Origin of the sequence: Sutcliffiella horikoshii (assembly GCF_020524325.1) — a bacterium.
Taxonomy (GTDB): domain Bacteria; phylum Bacillota; class Bacilli; order Bacillales; family Bacillaceae_I; genus Sutcliffiella_A; species Sutcliffiella_A horikoshii_D.
Map to the genome: position 1 here is coordinate 152284 of NZ_JAIVKY010000002.1, position 20959 is coordinate 173242.

The window sequence follows — 20959 nt, forward strand, 5'->3', positions numbered from 1 at the left end:
TTCTATTTGATGTTCCTTGAAGGCAGTGTTTCCCTAGATAATTGATATGGAAGCTGTTGCAACGTTTTTGTTACATGTTCAAGTTTTTGTTCTATCCTGTGCAACAAATAAAACGTGACCACAATCGGGAAACCAACATCACTTATCCATGTCCACCACTGGTCCATGATCTCTCCCCCCTTCCTTTTAAAATAAGAAGGGCCTACTGATTTAGAGTAGACCCTTCGAGAGTACGTTAAGCTATTTCATATTCTGTCACATTACGTTCAACAATTCGTGCACTATCTTTTGTAATGAAATTTCCACCTTTAGATGTAAAAACATTGGCAGCAATAATAGTATCCATCGCCGCTTCGATTTCCACCTGTGTTAAATCCGCTCTAGGGTCATCAACAGACACCTTCACCTTTTTCCCTTCTTCGTTTAGGAAAAATAATTCTAGTGTAAACATGCATCCACCTCCTTTCTTTCATGAATTAGTCACACTTCTTAGCCTAGGTAGTGTAACTCACTACGTCTTACATTAGATACAGGTGTTGTTTGAAGACCTGAGATTGCTCCCGCTGCTTGTAATAGCGCAGTCGCTTCTGCATCTACTTTAATGTTGTTGTAGTTTTTGGAACGGAACAACAAATTCCCTTTTTCATCTTCTCCTAATTCATACATTAGACGAAGTTGAACATTTTCTACTGCGTAATCTGCCATGCTCTCACCCCCTTTCACCTTCTATATAAAAAGTTAAAGGAGAAAAGTAGTGAACAATTATAAACTTACTAAAAAATTTTAGTTGTTTGGTTTAACACCGCTGTTGATTTCCGAAAAAGGCTTCGCTTTCCTAGGGGCGCTGCTGGAGTCTCCGCTTTTTTCTCCAATCACCAGCTAGAAATCAAATACGTAAATGAGAGTTCATTTTTTAAGCGGCTTCCTGCGCTGTGGGGTCTCAATCTACCGTTATTCCCCCGCTGGAGTCTTCGCCATTTGCTCCAATCCACAGCTGGAAATTACGTAAAGATATGTAAATGCATTTCTAATAACTCAATTAGAAAGTTTTTAAAACCTAAGTTGAACGAAGTAACCTTGTTGATTGGAGTGGAAGGCGCGTAGACGCCCGCGGGAGGAAGGGACAGGGGAGACCCCGGAGGCTAAGCCGAGGAGGCTACCGGACCGCCCTTCGGATAAGCGAAGCGCCTGGAACGGAAATCAACTGGATAACAGGCTTTCTTAACAAAAAAACCATTCCATCTACAAAAGTAAATGGAATGGCTTTATTTGGCTTTATGAAACGGATTGCTTTAGTTCAAGTTTAGCTTTTTGTCTGGAAAGCTTTTGCAGCGCAGATTCGTTATAGCCAACAATCAACTTTTTCCCGCTAGTAATGATAGGTCTTCTAAGTAGCTTTGGCTCCTCAATAATTAATTCTATTAGTTGGGAAAGAGATAATTCATTTACATCAATTCCCAGGTCCTTAAAAGTTTGGCTTCTAGTTGCTAATATCTCATCTATCCCTTCTGTTGTTAAGGAAAGGATCTTCATCATCTCTTCTTTGTTCGGTGTTTCCCTAAAAATATGCTTCTCTTGGAATGGAATATTATTCCCTTTCAACCACTTCTTTGTCTTTCTACATGACGTACAACTTGGGTAACTGTAAAAAATGATTTCATTCATCATGCTTACCTCCCCGTTCTTTTTATTTTCTTTAGTATTTTATGTTAATCTCATTGTATACCAGTTGTATAACTTTTGTACAGTAAAAAGATAACTATTTTATGAACAAATTGCGACAACATTTTTTCTTTATTAAAAAAGAAGGCTTTCTGTTTAACTTTGCACTATAATGGAAATAGGTATGATAGAAAAATAGTTGCATAATCATTATGGATCTGGTGAAAAATGTACTTATCTTGTAATCGTCACAAACTAGAAACAAACGCTTATTTACAAGTAAAGTATTGGTACATTATAATAGGAAAGTGACAAGCATAAGGATTAGTGCGTAAGGAGGGGATACATATGGATCGTATGTACCGTGTAATGGGTTTCTGGACTGGGATTTTCGCGGTTATGTTTTATCTTGGCCACATGACTCAAACGTCTTTACTTTTCTTCGGACAAACGGTATTCTTCATTTTATTAAGTTATCTTAAGCTATCTGAACGTATGTACATCTATATTTTCGGAGCATATTTAACAATTTTCTTTGTTGCCTTCTCGTATTGGACAACATTTATGATGGTGCCTGGATCTGGTGGTCATTAAACATACGTAGCTAAACAATAAAAAGCGATTGACTTTATGTCATCGCTTTTTATTGTGGTTTCGAACCTATTAACTTGTTCCATATGTTTGTTCCTTTTTCATGTATAAGCACATGAAAAGAATTGCTCCAGCTGCTATCCATTATAAGGCTTCTAATCGCTCTGTTCTGCTTGCTTTTTTCCGAGAACGGATTTGGATCCTGATTTTCTTGAAGGTAATCAAGTATGCCTGCCGCCACCAGAAATTCCCCCTGCCTCATCGTTCCTACATGGCGGAACTTACAGGCAAGAAAGCAGGATTCTAACGTATCCAAGTGTATATGTGACGTTAAATCCATCTCAGCAGGATATTTCAGGGGATTCTTTATAAGTTGATGCTGATAATAACCACGAAGACTGCCCTCTTTTAGATCCTGATTTGATAACTCGGGAAAACGATATCCATAATCAACTGTTATTATGGTCCCTGCATGCAGCCATTTTCCAAGTATATTTGCATATTCCACCATTGCTAAAGGGATTTCCATCCGCTGTCCTTCTGAAAAAAACAATTTGTGCTTATTGATATAAGCGTGGATTTCCTCATTATCAAGCTGCACGCTTTTTTCAGTAAGCTCTCCGTTTTCACCTATTGTGACATATACTTCATTTAATGTTCCATTTTTGTATTCAATCACATGAACTGGCAAGGCATCAAATAGTTCATTGGAAAACAGGACACCCTTCCTGAGGCTCTCAGGGACATCTCCTGAAGAGGTAAAGTAGCTAACAGGTTCAGACTCTGGGATAGTGGTTTTCTGCAAATGAATGTGATATGGGCTTGTCTCCACCATGACATAATTCAAGCGGCCATAAAGCTGAGTATCAAGGAGCTTAAATTCTTCCAATAGATGCTTTGCAAATCTTCCATTTCCGCCTCCAACCTCGATAATTACTGGCGGGATAAGAGTTTTATTAAAATACTCTACCATCAGTTTAGCAAATAGCTTGCCGTAAACATTATGGACATTGCTGCTTGTGATGAAATCCCCTTTTGTACCCACCTTATTTTTAGGTTTCATATAGTAGCCTTCTAAAGGATGATAGAGAACAGTAGTTATATATTCGGCAAAATCCAATTTTTCTCCCGGCGCCTTTTCTATCTTTTCTTGGAGAAATGTTGGAATCATTTTAAAATCCATTAAGAAATGGGTTACTATCCATTTCCTTTTCAATGGTTGTCGTCATACCATGGCCAGATAGAACAGTGGTTTCTTCCGGCAGGGTCAACAGTTTATTGTGTATGCTTTGTATAAGCTGATCATGATTGCCCCCTGGAAGATCAGTCCTTCCGATGCTGCCGGCAAAAAGAGCATCTCCTGCAAATACTACTTTGCTAGGTTGATGATAAAAGCTTACACTGCCTGGTGAATGACCCGGAGTAAACAACACTTCCAGTTCAAAATTGGAAATGACCAGTTTTTCTTCTGATTGAATTAGGTGGTCTGCCGGCATAGCCGTAATGGGACCAAGTTGGAAGAACTGAGAGCCGTTAAGACTTGGATCACCTAACCAATTCTTTTCTTTCTTATGTACATAAACTGGAACATTCCAGTGTTTGCGAACGGCATCTACTGCTCCTATGTGATCAAAATGAGCATGTGTCAATAATATAGCTAAAGGTTTAAGTGCATTTTCTTCCAAGTAGGAATTGAATGCTTGCCCTTCACTTCCCGGGTCAAAAATGAGGCATTCTTTTCTTTCATTTATGAGTATGTACGCATTTGTTTGCAGCGGACCAAGTGGTAGCTGTTTCCATTTCATTTCTTTCCACACCTTTCCTTGAAGTATCTATCCATCTATTTTACACTAAGAAGTAGAACTTGAGAAACGAAAGGAAATTGCCTATGAAATCGATGTTCGGTTTGGAAATACAATGTTCAGATGATAAACCGCAATACTTTCAGAACCTTCTCTTGCAGCTTAAACACATAGCCAGTATTTTTGATTCAGATGACAGCATGCTTATTACCGATTCCGCCATGGAGGCGAAGGTTGTAAAAAACATGTTGATGGACCGGAGTATCTTAGAGGAAACGTATTCCCTTTCCTTAATTGAAAACCCAGTTGCCACCAGACTATTTACTGATTATGGGTTTGTTTCAGAAAAAAATAATCACTATTTGTATCAAGATATGATATCCATATTTCGAATTGAAAGCGGTAAAAAAGCTGATATTGATATGTTTCTTATCCAAATGGAGGAATCAATTATTGCTATTGAGGAACAATATAAAAAATCCTACATTATCGATAAAGAAAATAAAGAATTTATGCTGAAAGTAGCTCGAGCTTATGACATAGAAGTGTCAATTTTTGACCTCGACAAATAGTGAGAAAACATTTAAAATGTAAATGGAGTGTAGTGTAATGTTCCATTACATACTTATTTTATGGAATTTCTTTTAAATAGAAATGGAAATGATCTCTGAAAGGGGCGTTAACCTTGCCATTAGTTATTATTTTTGGACTTGTAACACTTTTATGCGTATTTGCTCTTGTCCGTTCCCTTAAAGAAAAAAACTTTTTAGCAGTTCTTTTCGCATTTGGAACAGTTGCAGTGTTTGGTTGGTTTACAGTTATGACAATTATCGAACACGGTTACCCTGTAGCACACTAAGTTGTTAATGCATGAAAAAGAGTATTCTTCCCGTATTGGGAGGGATACTCTTTTTTTGCGTGGGTTTGAAATATTTAAGCAAAAATTGGATCTCCGAATATACTGATAGTAAACTCATCAGCTATAAATTAGGTTGTTATAGGAAATACTATTTATTAATAAATAGTAGGAGGGTGATATGGTTGGCATTAAGGACATTGTGTGGGAGTTGCAGTGGGACAGGGAGAAAAAAGCTCTTTATGCTACCCTTCTATAAAAAATGTACGAAGTGTAAAGGGCACGGCCGTTTAACAAAGAGCTTCTATATTTAGTGAAGTAAATATTATAAATGCCAGGCACTCAATTACGAGGTGTCTGGCATTTCATTTTGATTATATGGAACGTTTAGACTCCACTGCGCGTAGCTTATCATCCATTTGTACGCTTTTGTCTCTGCGATCATCTATTCTTATGTTGGTTGCTACACGATGAAGACCTTTTTGAAACGGCGCTTCATGGATAACCTGTACTACATGCATTAACGTTGGGAGCTCCCCCTCGATAATGGTACTCATTGGAGTTAATTTATAGTTGATTTTCCCTTCATTTTTAAATCCTTCCAAGATATCTTGAATATCTGCAACATAATCACTTACACTTGGCCCATTAGTTCCTATAGGAATAACAGTAACATCAACGATTGCCATTCTTTTCGCCACCTCTATTAGGATAAATCCACTAGATTTACTATTTCCTTTGTTGAAGGAATTATTATTTGCTCCAATTGATAGCCATACAAACAATAAACTCCACTTGGAGAACATTTCAAAGGCGTATTTTCTAAATCCTTTGCCAGCACCATCTTTTCCCCGTTTGTAGTGTCAAACGATATTAATTGAAAACCATCAGAATATCCATCTGCATTTCCGGCGCGAGTGGACTCAAATGTATAAAACAACTTTGAGTTTTCCACAAAATCATAATAAGGAATAAAGTAATTTGAATATAACGTTAGTAATGGTGCTTCATAAGACTGAATTTCTTCCAATTCTGGAGTTCCATAAAATGAATAGGAAGCTATTCCCGCATCATTCACTCTCCCTACGGTAATTAGCAGGTTTTCATAGGTATGAAACATTACGACACTTTCCATGAGCTCTCTCTTATCTTCCGTCCCTAAATTCTTTGCATATAAAGGTGCTTCTAAGGCAGGCATCTCATGATTCCAGTCTATATAACCTATTTCTCCATTTGGTAGCCATTGCACAAACGGATCTGACACATCTTTTTTTACCATACTTTTATGATAAACTTCAAGCAGAAAGGTTTCATAGGACCAGTCCTCTTTAAAAGAGGAAACAACTAGCTGTTGTGGTGAAAAAGGATCCCAAGAATAGACGAGATCTATAGAGTTATCAAATTTCCATTCTGCAAGTTCTTCTCCTTTGTCCGATAGAACTCTTAGTGTCCCTTCCGTTGTAGAAACAGCAGAGCGAACAAGAAACATGTCAAACGTCTTATTAGCTTCCACTGACATGATCAATTCTTCAGATTTATAAAACACATCTGTTTCACCTGAGATCAGATGAAAGGAATGGACAACAGAACCGACCTCTTCATTTGCTATATATAATATAGTTTCATCATTCAGCCATTCTGAAACAGTACTGAATTGATCAGATGGCAATGAGAGCTTTTTAAGTGGTTCATTATGAAAGTTTGTTTGATTGAAAGGTTTTTGTTTTTCCTGATTTGAGAGTGCAGGCGCATTGCTAACTTCCTTGGGGTGAGGAGGAGATTGACATCCTATTAAAAAACAAATGATGATACAGACTACCCAAAAAATCTTTTTCATTGCACCCCTCCTTTTTTCCTATCTTAATAACGATTATGAGGCAGGAAAGGTTTCAATACAAGCTAAAAAAATTTATATTCTTACAGGAATATTTTTACCAATTTAACGTTTCCTTGCGGCTTCGATGTCTGCGGAGGCATTTCTAGCCAACCCGCTAGTGTTTCTAAACTAAATGTCCGAAGATTTTCGATTTTTGACCGAAGTTTTGGAATGTCCGAATCAAATATCACCAACAAAAACAGGCCCATTTTCTTTTGAAATGACGCGTTTTCCAAACAAACATCAATCGCAACGACATAAAAGAAGATTTAGTATTCACCACACTATTTACTCCCACCAAAAACGGCAAGCTAGGAGCTTTGCCGTTAAAGGTATAGAGAGGCTAGAAAAATACCGAGAGTTTTTCGGTAGATTGTATCGTATTGCGATAATGGAAGCGGGTTAATTCCCTTACCAAGTTCCAACGTGAATCCCGGTTTTTTATATTCCTGAATGAACCAATCTTTGAAACCAGCATGACTGTCGACATACTGAACGCTTTTATAGGTACTGACCCTTTCAAATTCCTCAGCAATCGTCTCACTCTCTTTAGGTTCCAATCCTTCATAACCCCAGTAGAACTCCTCCCCTTGGGTGTGGACAGCGATCACTTTGTCAAAGTTTTCTTTATCGGCAAGGCTCGCGATCGCCAGTGCCTCGGGCTCCGTCAAGGGCAAGTCTCCTGGATAATCCCGATGAGAAGGAACTTTCTCTTCTTTTCTTACCTTCTCTATTTTCCAATTGGCAGGAAAATGCTTATTTAAGTCAATTCCCCTTATGTTGGCTTTCCAACCTAAATAATCGAGACGATCTTGATTTATATTTTCCACCAATTCCTTGTAAGGTGTTTCAGATGGTGGGCCATTCAGTACAAGATCTACTCCATCAGGGTTTACCATCGGAACAATGGAAAGCTCTGTTTCATCATACAAAGGTATACACGGTATCCCTCTTAATGGTATAAAGTTTGTTAAACATCTGAGGTAATCATTGATCAGATTCATGATTACCGCACTGGTAATCCACTCGTTTGCATGAAAGCTGCCATTCCAATGAATTTTCTTTTTCCCTTTACCAATACGAATGTGATGCAACGGCTTTCCCATCACAGATTGTCCTATTGAAGTGCATTGAATGAATGGATAGATTTCATTTAAGCTAGCTACGTCTTTTACCAATGTTTCATAATCGTATGATTTTTTAGGGTTAACAATATTTCGTGTTATCCTGTAAGGCACTTGTATAGTTTCTCCGCTCTTTAATTGGGTCAAATCTTTATCTTGATTCACCAACAAGATACAATCCATTGTGAAATTTAGTTTGTATGCAATTGTTTGAACGGTCTCCTCTTTTAGGACTTTATAATCTCTATATGTAAAACCCGGAATAGCTATCTCTTTTCCAGTTTTCAGGGGTTCTGAGCCTGATGGTATCTCTTGATTGGAATCGCATAATAATTGCAACGGCAGCCCAAATAGTTGACTATAGTACCATAAAGAATCCCCTCTTCTTGTATAGACCTTCATGCTAAATCACCTGCCCACCATAAGCATTTATACTAACCATATGGTGTGAAGGTTAAATTTAGAACGGTGTCTCAAAATGAAAAACACCGAAAGCATGTAACCTGCTTTCGGTGTTTTTTAATTATTCTTCTATTTTGCTTTCATCAACTTGAATGGAAGTCCCATCATAGAAACGCAGCAGATCTCCATACACAATTTCATCAGAGTATTGAAGTTCTTTTTTCGCTTTTTCCATATAAGGCTCACAAGCTGATTGGTCTGTCTCTTGTTCTGTTTCTTTATCGTAGCATGCATTTTCCGTATAAACTACTTTGTCGGTAACGAAGCTTCCGTCACGGAATACAACAAAATCATTTCTGTCTTCGGAGAAAAGATCAGCACCGAATTGAATATCATTTTTCGTTTCCATTCCAAGTAAGTGTTTGATAGTAGGCTTAAGGTCGATTTGACCACCAACTGTATCAAATTCTTTCGGATTTTTATCTGTCACACCTGGGATGTGTACAAACATTGGAACGCGTTGCAATTGAGCATTTTCAAAAGGAGTAATCTCTTTTCCTAAATACTGGCTCATTGCTTCGTTATGATTTTCGGAGATACCATAGTGATCTCCATACAAGATGATGATGGAATCTTCATAAAGACCTGATTTCTTCAACTCATCAAACAAGACCTTAATTGACTCATCACTATATCTAACCGTTGGGAAATAACGGTTCAACGTACGACTGTTTGAATCAAATTCATCAACAAATCTGTCTTCTTCATCCAATACGAACGGGAAGTGATTAGTTAACGTAATAAATTTAGCATAGAAAGGTTTTTCTAAATCCTGCATATAGGGGATTGATTGTTGGAAAAACTCAATATCCTTTAAGCCCCAACCTACAGAGTTTTCTTCGTTGACATCATAACTTGCAATATCAAAGAATTGGTCATATCCAAGTGATTTATACATCACATCGCGGTTCCAGAAACTTTTGTTGTTTGCATGGAATGTTACAGGAGTATAACCTTCTTCTTTAATTGCATTAGGAGTAGCTGTATGGAAATCATTTGTTCCATGAGTAAAGAACACGGCACCGCGTCCTACAGGATACAAGGAATTATCTAATAAAAATTCAGAGTCTGATGTTTTTCCTTGACCTGTTTGGTGATAAAAGTTATTAAAGTAATAACTTTGGTCTTTTAATTCATTTAAGAACGGAGTAATCGGTTCACCGTTAATTTCTTTATCGATAACAAAGCTCTGCATGGATTCTAATTTGACTACAATGACATTCTTTCCTTTTGCAGCACCATACAAATCGTCATTAGGTGCTTTATAGCTAGCATTGATGTAGTTCTGAATTTCAGCAAGTTCACTTCCATCCGCCATTGCACGTTGCGCACGTGTTTTGGATTGGATGACTGCATCATAAACATGGTAGTTGTATGTCCCCAAGTTTTTCACAAGAATTTCTCGGTCAAATGTACGAGTCAATAATTGAGGTCTTTCTGTTTCTGCCAAGCCTAAGTTGAAAAGAAAAATACCCACAATGGACAAGAAATACATCTTGCGAACTTTAGGTCTCCATGTGCTCATATTTACAAATGATGGAGTCCATTTAGCAATTGCAATAAGAATGATAACATCAATGAACATTAATAAATCTACTGGTGTCATCAATTCCGTAATACTACCGCCAAGATCACTCATGTTACCTGATTGAAAAAGTAACGGGATGGTGATGAAATCATTGAAGAAACGGTAATAGACGGCATTTGCATAAAGGACAAACGATACGATAAAACTTGTAACAATCAGGTATCGCTTCATTCCCTTTTCTTTAAAGAAGAGGGCAAAACCGGCAATAAGCAATATAAAGCTCAACGGATTAATAAATAGAATAAATTCTTGTTTAAGGGATTCAATTGTAATGTTAAAACTTGTTTTATATACGATGTAAGTTTTTATCCAAAGCAGAACGACTGCAATCAGGATAAAAGGCACTTTTGATTTAAAAGCTTGCTTCATCTTTTTACCTCCTTATAGCAAAGACAGGGAAGCTCTTTATTTTAGTATTGTTTAAAAAACTTTTTAGATGTATCCATGACCAACTTTTCATTACTCTAAAAATTTGGCTACGACATATCTTAAAACTTTTTTTACAAAAAATCAATGGATAATTAATACTGTATTTATATTAAAGAGCTAGAATAATAGTCTTGGCGTTGTTTGCAACTATATATAATAGACGCAGTACAAGCCAAAAAGTTTCAAAAATATAGATGTTTTTTTATTCTAAATAGTCAAACAAAAAGGAGACTTCTGCTAAGAAGCCTCCAAAACGCGCTATTCCTGCTTCTTTCTATCTTTTTACCCAAGAGAAAGAGAGAATAAACTATACACTTTTTTACAATTTTGTTTTTGCTAAATACGCCGCCCCTATTACTCCTGCATCATTTCCTAAAGTCGCCTCAGCAATTTTCACGCCAACCTTTGTTCTTGGAAATAAGTATTTAACAAAATGATTACGAACAGGATCTAATAACTTGTCCCCTGCTTTTGAAACCCCGCCGCCAATAACGATTTTCTCTGGGTTCATCGCATTTGCCAAATTCGCAAGAGCCAGTCCCAAATAAAAAGCAACTTTATCGACTACATATTGCGAAATTTCTTCTTTTGCGTCAGCCTGCTCAAATACTAATTTCGCTGTTAATCCTTCTTGTTGTGCTAATTCTTCAAGCTTGCTACCCGGGGATTTTTCCATTGCTTCTTTAGCAAGACGAACAATTCCAGTGGCAGATGCAATCGTTTCCAGACAGCCTGTTTTTCCACAGTTGCATGGTGCTCCACCTTCTGGAATGACCGTAATGTGGCCTATTTCTCCGCCAGCCCCATTGATACCATGAACAATTTCCCCATTAGTGATGATGCCTCCACCTACTCCTGTTCCAAGGGTAACGCAAATGAGGTCTTTAGAGCCTTCACCGGCACCTTTCCACATCTCGCCGATTGCAGCAAGGTTTGCATCATTATCCACTACTACTGGCAAGTCTGTCTCAACTTCTAACAAATCTTTAAGTGGGTAGTTTTCCCAGCCCAAGTTTACTGCTTCATATATTAATCCTGTTGCCATATTGACTGGACCTGGTGCACCCATTCCAAGTGCTCTAAGTTTTGATTTTGACTCGCCTAATTCCTCTAATTTACTATCTATGGCTTTCGCAATATCTGTTGTAATATTTTTTCCTTTTTCACTTATGTCAGTGACAATCTCCCATTTGTGAGCGATTTCACCATACTGCGTAATAAAGGCCATTTTAATTGTTGTGCCTCCTAAGTCGACACCAACTAACCATTTGTTTTCCATTTGTTTCACCTTTTCTTTATCTTAATTTGGATAATTCTTGTCGCAAGATGATCATGGCGGATTGGAATACAGCTGCGTCCAATACCCCTGAACGGTAGAGCTCCCTTATTTCATCTTCCATTAGCTCTAGATCTGCTATTTTGTCACCTGTGTAGATAAAGGCTCCATAGCTTTTTAAGAGTTGTCTTATGTCGATCATTGTTTTCATGACTTCACCTTTTCTGCTTTACTAGTTGAAAGGGTTTACGCTCCATTTTTAGTATAAAGGATTCACTTGCGACGTCAAGCAAGAATACATAAGAAAAAAAGGGAAACCATGGTTTACCACCGCTGTTCCTTTCCGCAAATGGCCTCGCTTTCCGCGGGACGGTGCTTGAGCCTCCTCACAACGCTTCAGGGGTCTCAAGCTACCGTTACTCCCCCGCTGGAGTCTCCACCATTTGCTCCAATTCACAGCTAGAAAATATGAAAACGAAGTGTTAGTGCTTTTACAGTTAACACCGTTAAATGATTTTTTAAAACCCTTAAGTGAATAGAGTCATCAAGTTGATTGTAGTGGAAGGCGCGCAGAGAACCGCGGGAGAAAGGGAGAGGTGAGACCCCGGAGGCGCAGCCGAGGAGGCTCACGGACCGCCCGCAGGCAAGCGAAGCGTCTGGAACGGAAATCAACCGGATTATATGATTTCTTATTCTAATAAAAACGGAACAAAATAGCTAACGCGACGTAAAACCACGTACCAAGTAAATTTATAACCTCTTGGGACGTTGCTTGCTTTTCACATAGCTTTGACATATTGGCCTTGCTCGAATCTTGCCTTTGCGCTTCATCTCTGACCATTTAAATGAAATTTCATTGTTATCAAGGTATTCATATTGGAGACGAGGACCTCTCTCCTCCTTTTTCCTCGTCACTGAAGTCTTCATAAAGGCGATGAGGACCTCTCTCCTCCTTTTTCCTCGTCACTGAAGTCTTCATTACGGCAATGAGAACCCCTCTCCTCCTTTTTCCTCGTCACTTGAGGTCTTCATTACGGCAATGAGAACCCCTCTCCTCCTTTTTCCTCGTCACTGAGGTCTTCATTACGGCAATGAGAACCCCTCTCCTCCTTTTTCCTCGTCACTGAGGTCTTCATAAAGGCGATGAGGACCTCTCTCCTCTTTTTTCCTCGTCACTGAAGTCTTCATAAAGGCGATGAGGACCCCTCTCCTCCTTTTTCCTCGTCACTGAGGTCTTCATTACGGCAATGAGAACCCCTCTCCTCCTTTTTCCTCGTCACTGAGGTCTTCATCCCAACGCACATGAATGACTCTGAAGACTATTCCTGCATTCCATTTTCATTACTTTCTTAACAACGAAAAAACGGATGGAGTGATAACCATCCGTCTTCCATGTATAATTCTTTTTATCTATCCGGGTCTTCTGGGTGTAGGATTGTCGGTCTTCTGTTTTTCAACGGAATTGGTGAACGTATTAACACATCTCGGAACCCTCTGTAATTGAATGGAATAAATGGCCACAAGTATGGGACATTGTAGGACTTCATCATCATCAAGAACACAACAAGGATAACGAGCCCGATCATAAACCCAATGACCCCAAACATGTAAGTCAGCAGGAGGAGTACAATCCTAAATAACCTGTTTGCCAAACTGAGTTCGTAACTTGGGGTCGAGAATGTCCCTATTGCCGCAATAGCCAGGTAAAGAATTATTTCTGGTACAAAAAGTCCTACTTTTACCGCAACATCCCCTATAAGAATTGCCGCCACTAGTCCAAGAGCGGTACCTAAAGAAGTTGGCGTATGAATGGCTGCCATCCTGAGCATATCCATTCCTATTTCTATTATAAGAATTTGTGCAATTAAAGGTACTTCTCCTGTTTCGGTTGGTCCGATATAAGATAATTGTTCAGGCAATAGCTGTGTATTCGTTGCAAGCAAAAACCATAATGGCAAAATAAATATAGATGCCCACACTGCAAGGAATCTAACCAACCTTAAATAAGCCCCAACCACCGGTTTGTTTCTATACTCTTCGGCATGTTGCAGATGATGCCAAAATGTAGCAGGAGTTATAATGACACTCGGGGAACCATCTACTATAACTAGAACATGCCCTTCATATAAATGGGCTGCTGCTGTGTCCGGCCTTTCCGTGTACCTGACTGTAGGATATGGGTTCCAATGCCGCCCGCCAACAAATTCCTCCAATGTCTTTTCAGCCATCGGCAGTCCATCCGTGTCAATATTCTGCAAAGATTCTTTAATTTTCTTTACCAAATCTTGATCTGCAAGTTCGTCCATATAACAGATACTAATGTCTGTCTTTGATCTTCTTCCAACTTGTAAATACTCCATTCTTAGTGAACTGTCCCTAATCCTTCTGCGAATCAATGCACAGTTAAATATCATCGTCTCGACGAAACCATCCCTAGACCCTCGAACCACTCTTTCCATGTCAGGTTCTTGTGGCCCCCTGACAGGATAAGTCCTTGAGTCAATAATAATCGCTTCCTCAAGTCCTTCAACAATAATGACAGTTGGACCTGCAAGGACTTGATCTACAACGGTTTCCAAATCATCGGTTTTACCAATTTCGACATAAGGTATGTATGTCTTTAATAATTTATCGAGAGGTTTTTCATCTAAATCTTCAGGCAAAAGGTCGGACAAAAATTTCATTAAAAAAAGCATGATATCATCTTTGCCGAAACCATCCACTAGGAACATTCCGATTTTTCTACCTGCATAATGGAGGTCTAAAAAGATTAAATCAAAACTTTTATCCACAGCCATTCTTTCTTTTAAATATCCAACATCCTCATCGAAGTTTCCCGACATTTTTCTTGTTGGTTTATCCCAAGTCAAAATGAGTTCCTCCTAATTCTTAATGTATTAGGTATGAAGTGTTTCTCATCTTTTCATTTTCTGCTATTGTTAGCAAAAAAATACAAGAATACATAAAAAAACAGCAAGAACTGCCGCCCTCAGGAACGGTAATCCTTGCTGTCATGAAAGTTTATTCCAACCCATCTATTTCTGTGCGCAAATTATTATAAGCTTCCACAGTGGAATCAAGTTCAATAGCTTTATCAATCGAATCTGACGCCTTTTCCGTTTCATTTAGCTCAAGATACACTAATGCTAAATTGTAGTGCGCTTCATGAAAAGTCGGCTGAAGGGTTGTAAGTCTTTCTAAACGATTTTTCGCATCTTCTATTTTCCCCTCTTGAATATCAATATAGGAAAGATAGAAAAGAACCTCAGGAAATTCCTCTTCTCTATCTTCCAAATCGATAAGGAGATTATAAGCTTCTTCATATTGCTCTTGTTGCACTAACATTTCTGCCTGTTTAATTTGGGCTGTTGGATTTTCTCCATTGTAACCTTCTTGCAGCATAAAATATATTAATCCAGCACTTACCGCTAAACCAAGTATTCTATGGACGAATTTCTTATGCTTTGGTAAATGTACAACAGCTGATGCTAGGAATCCACCAATTAACCCACCAATATGACCGGCATTATCAATACCTGGGATGGTAAATCCAATCGCTAAGTTTATTCCTATCAATACTAGTATGTTCGTACCCATTGTACGGAAGAACAATTTTGGATGGTTGATTCCAACAAACAGGAGAGCACCAAAGCAACCAAAAATTGCGCCGGAAGCACCTGCAGATAGTGATGAAGTAAATACGAAACTAGCTAATGAACCGGCAAATCCGGCAAACAAATAAATGGCTAAAAAACGGACATTTCCATATATTCTCTCAACAGCTGTGCCAAGATAATAGATGGCCATTGTATTAAGTATAAGATGTAGAAACCCTATATGAAGGACAATTGGAGTGAAAAAACGCCACCACTCCCCTTCCAAGATGGCTGGGTTATATTTTGCCCCGTACTTAACCAATGTCTCAGGATTCTGGCTTCCTCCATTTGTCTCCAATAAGTAAAACATCACAAGGTGTAAAAAGATAAAAAAGTAGGTGAAAAAGGGTTTTCCATGTTGAAATAAGGACCTCTCCTTTTTATCTCTTTGAGTAGAAGCGTTTAGGACGGTCTGTTTAAGATGGTATAATCCTAGATCGTCTAGTTCGACCTCTTCTTTTACTGTAATCTCATCCCCAGTTAAATGTGAAATTCTATTTAGTGCACTTTGAGTATTTCCTTCATGCATAACAATAGAATGAAGCTCTGTTTTTTCGTTTTCAAAAGGTTCATTTACCCTGAATTCCCAATCATCCACAGGCGGGTATGATGAAACATAAATATTGAACGCATGCAAATGGCGTTTTCTCAGCTGTTGCTTGAAATTAACGACATGTCCCGATGCATTTTCAATGTCACGTTGAAGCCATGTGCTCCAATCCAGATCATGTCGATAAATTCTAATAATCGGTGCTTTCTTATGTGTAAGGTTTTCTAGCCAGAGTTCATTTTGATCTGGAGAGATATGTAAAATTCGATATTCTTTACTTACTACGTAATGTTGAATAAGCTGCCAAAATAAGATATCTTGCTTCAAATGCCCACCTCCTCGTTCCTATATTTTAAATGGTCCAAGGAGAAAAGTAAAAAAATAACTATATTGATTATTTATCAAACTCAAATCTTGATGTGATGACAGAAAGGGATTTGGATAAGGCATTTAGTTTCTTTCCTATTTCATTTGTATATTCCATCTGTCCTACTTGATTTTCACTCGCTGATAGCATTTCTTCTGAACTTGCGGAAGTTTCTTGAGAGACAGAAAGCAAACTGTCCGTTGCTGATTCCAAATTCGGTAAAAACTCCTGCCATCCTTTTAAGTCTCCATTAATGACCGTTAAGTTTTCGCTCACTTCTTCCATTTCAGCCATCAATTCATCGAAAGTCACTTTAGATAGGTTTGCAGTGGCTAAATTATCTTTAATCTTATTATGCATGCTTTCAAATTCATTTACCGCATTTGCTGTTACATCTTCCATACGCCCAATGGAACTCGTAATTTCCTCTGCAGCAGACGTAGATTGTTCTGCAAGATTTCTTACTTCGTTAGCTACGACAGCAAACCCCTTACCTGCATCCCCTGCCCTGGCGGCTTCAATAGTCGCATTCAGTGCCAATAATTTCGTTTGTTCGGCAATTCCTTTAATCAAGACTACTAACCCGGTGATGGAAACAGAATAGTCTTTTACATTTTTCACCGTGTTGGACAACGCTTCAAAGTCTTTTTCAAATTTAATAATTGTCGTAATGAGCGTATTCATGTGTTTTTTCCCAATTTCGGAAGAGTCATCCATTCTGTTGGAACTAGAAAAAACACGTGACATATTGTTCTGCATTTCCCTGATGATGTCTTTCATTTCTTTAATACTTTCCACGCTGCTCTCAGAACTAGAAGCAGTTTGCATAGCCCCTTCTTTTACCATATGAATAGAGCTTATTAATTGATGGGTAGAAACCATGGAGTCTTCTGCTGAAAGTCCAAGTTGGGTACCTGTCTCTTCTAATTCTCTCGTCGTTTGTTTTATTTCTTTTACAACCTGAGTCATGTTATGGATCATGGAATTATAGCTTTTATTTAGTGACACTAGTTCAGGAATGGATGTTTTAATATTTTTTGTAGGACGAAGGTTTCCTTCTCTTCCTTCTCTCATCGCTTCCCTAAGGACAGATAGAGGCTTTGTTAAGGTTCGTACAAAGATAATGGTGATGCACGTAAAAAGAATGATACTGCCTATAATGACCATGAGTATGAAGATACCCATATCATGAACAGGGCTTAAATAAGATGTAGTCGGAAGAATTAATGCATATATTCCACCCAGTTCTTTCATCTCTTGGTAGGTGACTGTATATTCCACCCCGTCAATGGATTCTTTTAATATACCTTCTTTACTGTTGACTATCGATTCCACCAAGTTATCACTCATAGACGGAAGATTCCCTTCACTTACTTTGAAAGGTTGAACAGTGTTATTGGCTATGTAAAAAAACTCCGGAGAGATGCCATCCTCTTTCAAAGTATCTCTTTGAGCTCGTATGTTCATCTCTAACTGCTGCATAAAGTATGCTTCATCACTTATATATGTGAACTTTAAAGGCTCTGCAATATACCCCATAAGTTCAACTTCTCTAACTAGACGATTTTCTATACTATCAATAGTCATTTCTTTAGATTTGGTATAGGAAACGAATCCCACTGCCGTTATGGACGCTAACATTAGTGAAATAAAGAGAATGAATAGTCTCGTACCCAGATTTATCTTTCCTAAATAATGTTGTACTTTCTGTATGATTCTGTTTTTATCGATTGCTAGTTGTTTCATCCAGTTAATCCCCCTGTAACTCCTATTCGTCTAACAGAATAAATTATAGAGGAAAAATATTAATCTAATGTTAATTTTATGTAATTTTAATGCCAAAAGAAAAACCACCAGCAGCCACTGGCAGTTTATCCACGAAATACGGTTTGTAAAAAGCGGTCGCGTACAAATGGAATATCCATACCAAAGGCAACCACAAATCTCCTAATACTACCGATTCCTAAAATGTAATTTAGGATTTTATAACGACTTTGGTAAATGGCATATGTACCGACACCAATCAGAAAAATTCTTAGTAAGAATCCCATCTTCATCCCTCCTATCTATATCTTGCTTAAAAATAAAAAAAACATGCCCACAAAAAGGCATGTCTTAGAATACTTTATCTTTTATTTCTGATAGTACTTTGACAGAGTGTTGAAACTGCTTTGTCTCTTTTTCACTTAAGTCAAGTTCGAGAATTTCTCTGATTCCATTTCGGTTGACAATTGCAGGGACTCCGATATAAATATCATTACTCTCGTACTCACCATCCAAATAGGCTGAAACGGTCAAAATGGAATTTTCGTTTTGGAGGATCGCTTTTGTCAGCCTGACAAGTCCCATGGCAATTCCATAATAAGTTGCACCTTTTCTCTCAATAATTTGGTAGGCTGCATCTCTGACACTGACAAATAGATCATTCAGATCTTCCTCTTTGTATCTTTCCTGTTTCTCCATCAGCTCTAAAATTGGTTTTCCGCCAATATCAGCTTTACTCCATACAGGCAGTTCCGTATCTCCATGTTCCCCAATGATATACGCATGCACATTGCGCGCATCCACTTTAAAATAATCACCGAGTACATAGCGAAATCTTGCCGTATCCAGAATGGTTCCAGAACCGATAACCCTCTCTTTAGGCAGACCTGAGAATTTCCAAGTTGCGTATGTTAAGATATCCACCGGATTTGTTGCGACAAGAAAAATGCCGTCAAATCCGTTCCCCATCACTTCTTCTACGATACTCTTAAATATCTTCGTATTCTTTTCGACAAGATCTAATCTAGTTTCACCTGGTTTTTGATTGGCACCTGCACAAATCACCACAATGTCGGCATCCTGACAATCTTTGTAATCACCATACCAGATCTTTGTTGGTGTTGGCGCAAATGCTATTCCATGATTTAGGTCCATTGCATCGCCCTCTGATTTTTCCTTGTTCAGATCAATCAATACAAGCTCTTCTGTCACACCTTGATTCAATAAGGCAAATGCATAACTTGACCCGACAAATCCTGTTCCTATTAAAGCAACACGACTAATTCCGTTTCTCATGGTATCTCCTCTTTTCACCTAGGTTACGTTTACAATTTTATTATACCAAGAAATATTGTGAAATACTGAGCAAATTATATATAATTTGTTACATTAGGACCAAGATAGTAATCATACTTGCAATGAATATGGATGCTATGTTGACCACATCATTGTTCACCCACACTTTTCCTTTTACAAGTCTTGTGGGCTGTTGACAGTGTTCTTTTCTTTCCACATGTTTTCCGCACACTTTACACTGGTAGTCGGATTGCACGGTTGCACCTAAAAATGTATCAATAAAGCAGCCGACTACACCCATTGCGGTAATGAAAAAAACGAGTTCCATCGTTATTTCACTCCATAAAAAGGAGGAAGCAACACTGATTAACGCAGAACCAGCTACTGCTGCTAGGGTACCTTGTACAGATATCGCTCCGGAAGTTCCTGGCTCCACTGTTTTCATTTTCATGAGAGATAAAGGCCTCTTCTTACTCAAGGATCCTATTTCGGATGCCCATGTATCTGAATTTGCGACAGCAATGGAGACGATAAATCCATATATCCAAAAGTCCCCAGGAAACACGTATGCTAATATTCCAATCAGTGCAGGCACGCCACCATTTGCGAAAACTTGAAAAATATCACGTTGCGACCCTTTTTCATGCATGTCTATAATCTTTTCCTTTTGCTTACGGTTGTATTTGCTCCATAAACTGGATGTCACAAAGAACAGTCCAATCAATACAAGACCATACCCTTTAAAACCTAAAGCAATCAACATTCCAACCAGGAAGGTTCCAAAAGCTCCCGAAACAGCCAAGGCCTTTAGTTTATACCCTCCCAAAGCCAACACAATAATGCCAATAATTAATAGAATCTCATTTTCTAATAGTGCAGTCATACACGACCTCATTCGTCACAATTTTATGTACGGGTATATCATAATGATCGGTCGGGACTTTTTTAACCAGCTGTTCAGTAAATGCCAATGCAACTTTAGAGCGGGTGTAATCAACCAGATAACGGTCGTAATATCCACCGCCGAAGCCTACTCTATATCCTTCCTCATCAAAAATCAGACCGGGAACCAGAATGAATTCGAGCTTTTCTTTCAGGCATATTTCCACTTCTGTGACGATAGGCTCTTTTAAACCAAAGTAGACGGACTCTAGCTGGTTGAAGTTTTCTAGGAAATAAAACTCCATGCCTTTGTTGTTTGGGAAACATTTCGGCACAGCCACTTTCTTTCCTTCATGCCATGCGCGCATGATAATGGCTTCTGTGTCCACTTCTGGAAAACGGGAGATGGTCACAGCAATTGTTTGTGCATCCTGCCATTCGTTTGAAGCAAACAGCTTTTCATGAATCGCTTTGCATTTTGCTTCATGGCTTAAAGGGTCCATGTTCCCCAGTGTTTTTTTCATCTCTTCCCTTATTGTACTCTTCTCCTTCATTACCTTGCCTCCTAAGACACTCTTACTCTTACCATACCAAATTTTATTTATACCTACACCTAAAACGATAGGATTTTCCAGTTAAAGATATTCATTGGGTTAAACAAAACTACCCTGTTGACTGAAGTGGAGGTGTGAGACTCCAGCGGTAGGTAGCGGTAGCTTGAGACCCCACAGCGAAGGAGGCCACTGATAAACCCAATAACTTATCTTTTGGATAATTT

General features: G+C 38.4%; 23 protein-coding genes. 3 read left to right on the plus strand and 20 right to left on the minus strand.

The annotated features are described in order from the left end of the window. Nucleotides 1-2: 2 nt before the first annotated feature. The 4 genes from LC091_RS02035 to LC091_RS02050 form a co-directional block, all read right to left on the minus strand. Nucleotides 3-167, minus strand: coding sequence for a YvrJ family protein (locus LC091_RS02035; protein ID WP_226680058.1), 165 nt, complete (start codon nt 165-167; stop codon nt 3-5). A gap of 68 nt (nt 168-235) precedes the next feature. Then, the gene (locus tag LC091_RS02040; RefSeq protein WP_226680059.1) at nt 236-451 is read right to left on the minus strand and encodes a DUF2922 domain-containing protein; all 216 of its coding nucleotides are present in this window, start codon (nt 449-451) and stop codon (nt 236-238) included. Nucleotides 452-489: 38 nt separating this feature from the next. Beyond that, on the minus strand, nt 490-705 hold the full coding sequence (locus LC091_RS02045) for a DUF1659 domain-containing protein (RefSeq protein WP_226680060.1): 216 nt from the start codon (nt 703-705) through the stop codon (nt 490-492). A 570-nt stretch (nt 706-1275) separates the two neighbouring features. After that, a complete protein-coding gene (locus LC091_RS02050; protein ID WP_319003637.1) occupies nt 1276-1665 on the minus strand; it encodes a Spx/MgsR family RNA polymerase-binding regulatory protein in 390 nt (129 codons plus the stop codon). 345 nt (nt 1666-2010) lie between these two features. Between LC091_RS02050 and LC091_RS02055 the strand changes: the two genes are divergently transcribed. Next, entirely contained in the window at nt 2011-2256 is a 246-nt protein-coding gene (locus LC091_RS02055) for a DUF2626 domain-containing protein (protein WP_010194612.1), read from the plus strand. Between the two features lie 49 nt (nt 2257-2305). Here the strand turns inward: LC091_RS02055 and LC091_RS02060 are convergent, their stop codons facing one another. Together LC091_RS02060 and LC091_RS02065 are read right to left on the minus strand one after the other, a co-directional pair. Beyond that, nucleotides 2306-3436 (minus strand): class I SAM-dependent methyltransferase, encoded by a 1131-nt coding sequence (locus tag LC091_RS02060; RefSeq protein WP_226680062.1) that lies wholly within the window; start codon nt 3434-3436, stop codon nt 2306-2308. Continuing rightward, nucleotides 3426-4058, minus strand: coding sequence for an MBL fold metallo-hydrolase (locus LC091_RS02065; RefSeq protein ID WP_226680063.1), 633 nt, complete (start codon nt 4056-4058; stop codon nt 3426-3428). Before LC091_RS02065 ends, LC091_RS02060 begins: the two co-directional genes overlap by 11 nt. Nucleotides 4059-4141: 83 nt before the next feature. Between LC091_RS02065 and LC091_RS02070 the strand changes: the two genes are divergently transcribed. Both LC091_RS02070 and LC091_RS02075 read left to right on the plus strand, forming a co-directional pair. Beyond that, the gene (locus LC091_RS02070) at nt 4142-4627 is read left to right on the plus strand and encodes a hypothetical protein (protein WP_226680064.1); all 486 of its coding nucleotides are present in this window, start codon (nt 4142-4144) and stop codon (nt 4625-4627) included. Nucleotides 4628-4740: 113 nt separating this feature from the next. Then, entirely contained in the window at nt 4741-4914 is a 174-nt protein-coding gene (locus tag LC091_RS02075) for a DUF2759 domain-containing protein (RefSeq protein WP_226680065.1), read from the plus strand. A gap of 371 nt (nt 4915-5285) precedes the next feature. Here LC091_RS02075 and LC091_RS02080 read toward each other — a convergent pair whose 3' ends face one another. The 14 genes from LC091_RS02080 to LC091_RS02145 all read right to left on the minus strand — a co-directional run bounded on the left by LC091_RS02080 (nt 5286) and on the right by LC091_RS02145 (nt 20735). After that, nucleotides 5286-5600: an MTH1187 family thiamine-binding protein gene (locus tag LC091_RS02080; RefSeq protein ID WP_226680066.1), complete on the minus strand. Its 315-nt coding sequence runs from the start codon at nt 5598-5600 to the stop codon at nt 5286-5288. A gap of 17 nt (nt 5601-5617) precedes the next feature. Then, on the minus strand, nt 5618-6748 hold the full coding sequence (locus tag LC091_RS02085; protein ID WP_226680067.1) for a YqgU-like beta propeller domain-containing protein: 1131 nt from the start codon (nt 6746-6748) through the stop codon (nt 5618-5620). Nucleotides 6749-7113: 365 nt separating this feature from the next. Further along, a complete protein-coding gene (locus LC091_RS02090; protein WP_226680068.1) occupies nt 7114-8313 on the minus strand; it encodes a M14 family metallopeptidase in 1200 nt (399 codons plus the stop codon). 121 nt (nt 8314-8434) lie between these two features. Then, on the minus strand, nt 8435-10330 hold the full coding sequence (locus LC091_RS02095; RefSeq protein WP_226680069.1) for an LTA synthase family protein: 1896 nt from the start codon (nt 10328-10330) through the stop codon (nt 8435-8437). A 379-nt stretch (nt 10331-10709) separates the two neighbouring features. Continuing rightward, nucleotides 10710-11669 (minus strand): ROK family glucokinase, encoded by a 960-nt coding sequence (locus LC091_RS02100; RefSeq protein ID WP_226680070.1) that lies wholly within the window; start codon nt 11667-11669, stop codon nt 10710-10712. Nucleotides 11670-11685: 16 nt separating this feature from the next. Further along, a complete protein-coding gene (locus LC091_RS02105) occupies nt 11686-11877 on the minus strand; it encodes a YqgQ family protein (protein WP_226680071.1) in 192 nt (63 codons plus the stop codon). A gap of 539 nt (nt 11878-12416) precedes the next feature. After that, the gene (locus LC091_RS02110; RefSeq protein WP_226680072.1) at nt 12417-12593 is read right to left on the minus strand and encodes a hypothetical protein; all 177 of its coding nucleotides are present in this window, start codon (nt 12591-12593) and stop codon (nt 12417-12419) included. A 479-nt stretch (nt 12594-13072) separates the two neighbouring features. Continuing rightward, complete coding sequence (locus LC091_RS02115) at nt 13073-14509, minus strand: spore germination protein (RefSeq protein ID WP_226680477.1); 1437 nt, start codon at nt 14507-14509, stop codon at nt 13073-13075. A 178-nt stretch (nt 14510-14687) separates the two neighbouring features. Beyond that, nucleotides 14688-16199, minus strand: coding sequence for a rhomboid family protein (locus LC091_RS02120; protein ID WP_226680073.1), 1512 nt, complete (start codon nt 16197-16199; stop codon nt 14688-14690). Between the two features lie 67 nt (nt 16200-16266). After that, nucleotides 16267-17985, minus strand: a complete 1719-nt coding sequence (locus tag LC091_RS02125) for a methyl-accepting chemotaxis protein (RefSeq protein WP_226680074.1) — start codon at nt 17983-17985, stop codon at nt 16267-16269. Between the two features lie 125 nt (nt 17986-18110). Then, the gene (locus tag LC091_RS02130) at nt 18111-18290 is read right to left on the minus strand and encodes a hypothetical protein (protein WP_168864109.1); all 180 of its coding nucleotides are present in this window, start codon (nt 18288-18290) and stop codon (nt 18111-18113) included. Between the two features lie 64 nt (nt 18291-18354). Continuing rightward, entirely contained in the window at nt 18355-19299 is a 945-nt protein-coding gene (locus tag LC091_RS02135) for an L-lactate dehydrogenase (RefSeq protein WP_226680075.1), read from the minus strand. A gap of 88 nt (nt 19300-19387) precedes the next feature. Beyond that, the gene (locus LC091_RS02140) at nt 19388-20182 is read right to left on the minus strand and encodes a DUF92 domain-containing protein (RefSeq protein ID WP_226680076.1); all 795 of its coding nucleotides are present in this window, start codon (nt 20180-20182) and stop codon (nt 19388-19390) included. Further along, the gene (locus LC091_RS02145; RefSeq protein WP_226680077.1) at nt 20160-20735 is read right to left on the minus strand and encodes a 5-formyltetrahydrofolate cyclo-ligase; all 576 of its coding nucleotides are present in this window, start codon (nt 20733-20735) and stop codon (nt 20160-20162) included. The genes LC091_RS02140 and LC091_RS02145 overlap by 23 nt, the downstream gene beginning before the upstream one ends. Between the last annotated feature and the right edge of the window lie 224 nt (nt 20736-20959).

What these genes read in the sequence shown, in the direction of transcription:
- LC091_RS02115 (WP_226680477.1), bottom strand. Translation starts at nt 14,509, where the DNA reads ATGTCGGGAAACTTCGATGAGGATGTTGGATATTTAAAAGAAAGAATG.
- LC091_RS02135 (WP_226680075.1), bottom strand. Translation starts at nt 19,299, where the DNA reads ATGAGAAACGGAATTAGTCGTGTTGCTTTAATAGGAACAGGATTTGTC.
- LC091_RS02130 (WP_168864109.1), bottom strand. Translation starts at nt 18,290, where the DNA reads ATGGGATTCTTACTAAGAATTTTTCTGATTGGTGTCGGTACATATGCC.
- LC091_RS02070 (WP_226680064.1), top strand. Translation starts at nt 4,142, where the DNA reads ATGAAATCGATGTTCGGTTTGGAAATACAATGTTCAGATGATAAACCG.
- LC091_RS02085 (WP_226680067.1), bottom strand. Translation starts at nt 6,748, where the DNA reads ATGAAAAAGATTTTTTGGGTAGTCTGTATCATCATTTGTTTTTTAATA.
- LC091_RS02090 (WP_226680068.1), bottom strand. Translation starts at nt 8,313, where the DNA reads ATGAAGGTCTATACAAGAAGAGGGGATTCTTTATGGTACTATAGTCAA.
- LC091_RS02080 (WP_226680066.1), bottom strand. Translation starts at nt 5,600, where the DNA reads ATGGCAATCGTTGATGTTACTGTTATTCCTATAGGAACTAATGGGCCA.
- LC091_RS02060 (WP_226680062.1), bottom strand. Translation starts at nt 3,436, where the DNA reads ATGGATTTTAAAATGATTCCAACATTTCTCCAAGAAAAGATAGAAAAG.
- LC091_RS02105 (WP_226680071.1), bottom strand. Translation starts at nt 11,877, where the DNA reads ATGAAAACAATGATCGACATAAGACAACTCTTAAAAAGCTATGGAGCC.
- LC091_RS02145 (WP_226680077.1), bottom strand. Translation starts at nt 20,735, where the DNA reads ATGAAGGAGAAGAGTACAATAAGGGAAGAGATGAAAAAAACACTGGGG.
- LC091_RS02050 (WP_319003637.1), bottom strand. Translation starts at nt 1,665, where the DNA reads ATGAATGAAATCATTTTTTACAGTTACCCAAGTTGTACGTCATGTAGA.
- LC091_RS02035 (WP_226680058.1), bottom strand. Translation starts at nt 167, where the DNA reads ATGGACCAGTGGTGGACATGGATAAGTGATGTTGGTTTCCCGATTGTG.
- LC091_RS02125 (WP_226680074.1), bottom strand. Translation starts at nt 17,985, where the DNA reads ATGAAACAACTAGCAATCGATAAAAACAGAATCATACAGAAAGTACAA.
- LC091_RS02040 (WP_226680059.1), bottom strand. Translation starts at nt 451, where the DNA reads ATGTTTACACTAGAATTATTTTTCCTAAACGAAGAAGGGAAAAAGGTG.
- LC091_RS02100 (WP_226680070.1), bottom strand. Translation starts at nt 11,669, where the DNA reads ATGGAAAACAAATGGTTAGTTGGTGTCGACTTAGGAGGCACAACAATT.
- LC091_RS02095 (WP_226680069.1), bottom strand. Translation starts at nt 10,330, where the DNA reads ATGAAGCAAGCTTTTAAATCAAAAGTGCCTTTTATCCTGATTGCAGTC.
- LC091_RS02110 (WP_226680072.1), bottom strand. Translation starts at nt 12,593, where the DNA reads ATGAAGACTTCAGTGACGAGGAAAAAGGAGGAGAGAGGTCCTCGTCTC.
- LC091_RS02140 (WP_226680076.1), bottom strand. Translation starts at nt 20,182, where the DNA reads ATGACTGCACTATTAGAAAATGAGATTCTATTAATTATTGGCATTATT.
- LC091_RS02065 (WP_226680063.1), bottom strand. Translation starts at nt 4,058, where the DNA reads ATGAAATGGAAACAGCTACCACTTGGTCCGCTGCAAACAAATGCGTAC.
- LC091_RS02045 (WP_226680060.1), bottom strand. Translation starts at nt 705, where the DNA reads ATGGCAGATTACGCAGTAGAAAATGTTCAACTTCGTCTAATGTATGAA.
- LC091_RS02055 (WP_010194612.1), top strand. Translation starts at nt 2,011, where the DNA reads ATGGATCGTATGTACCGTGTAATGGGTTTCTGGACTGGGATTTTCGCG.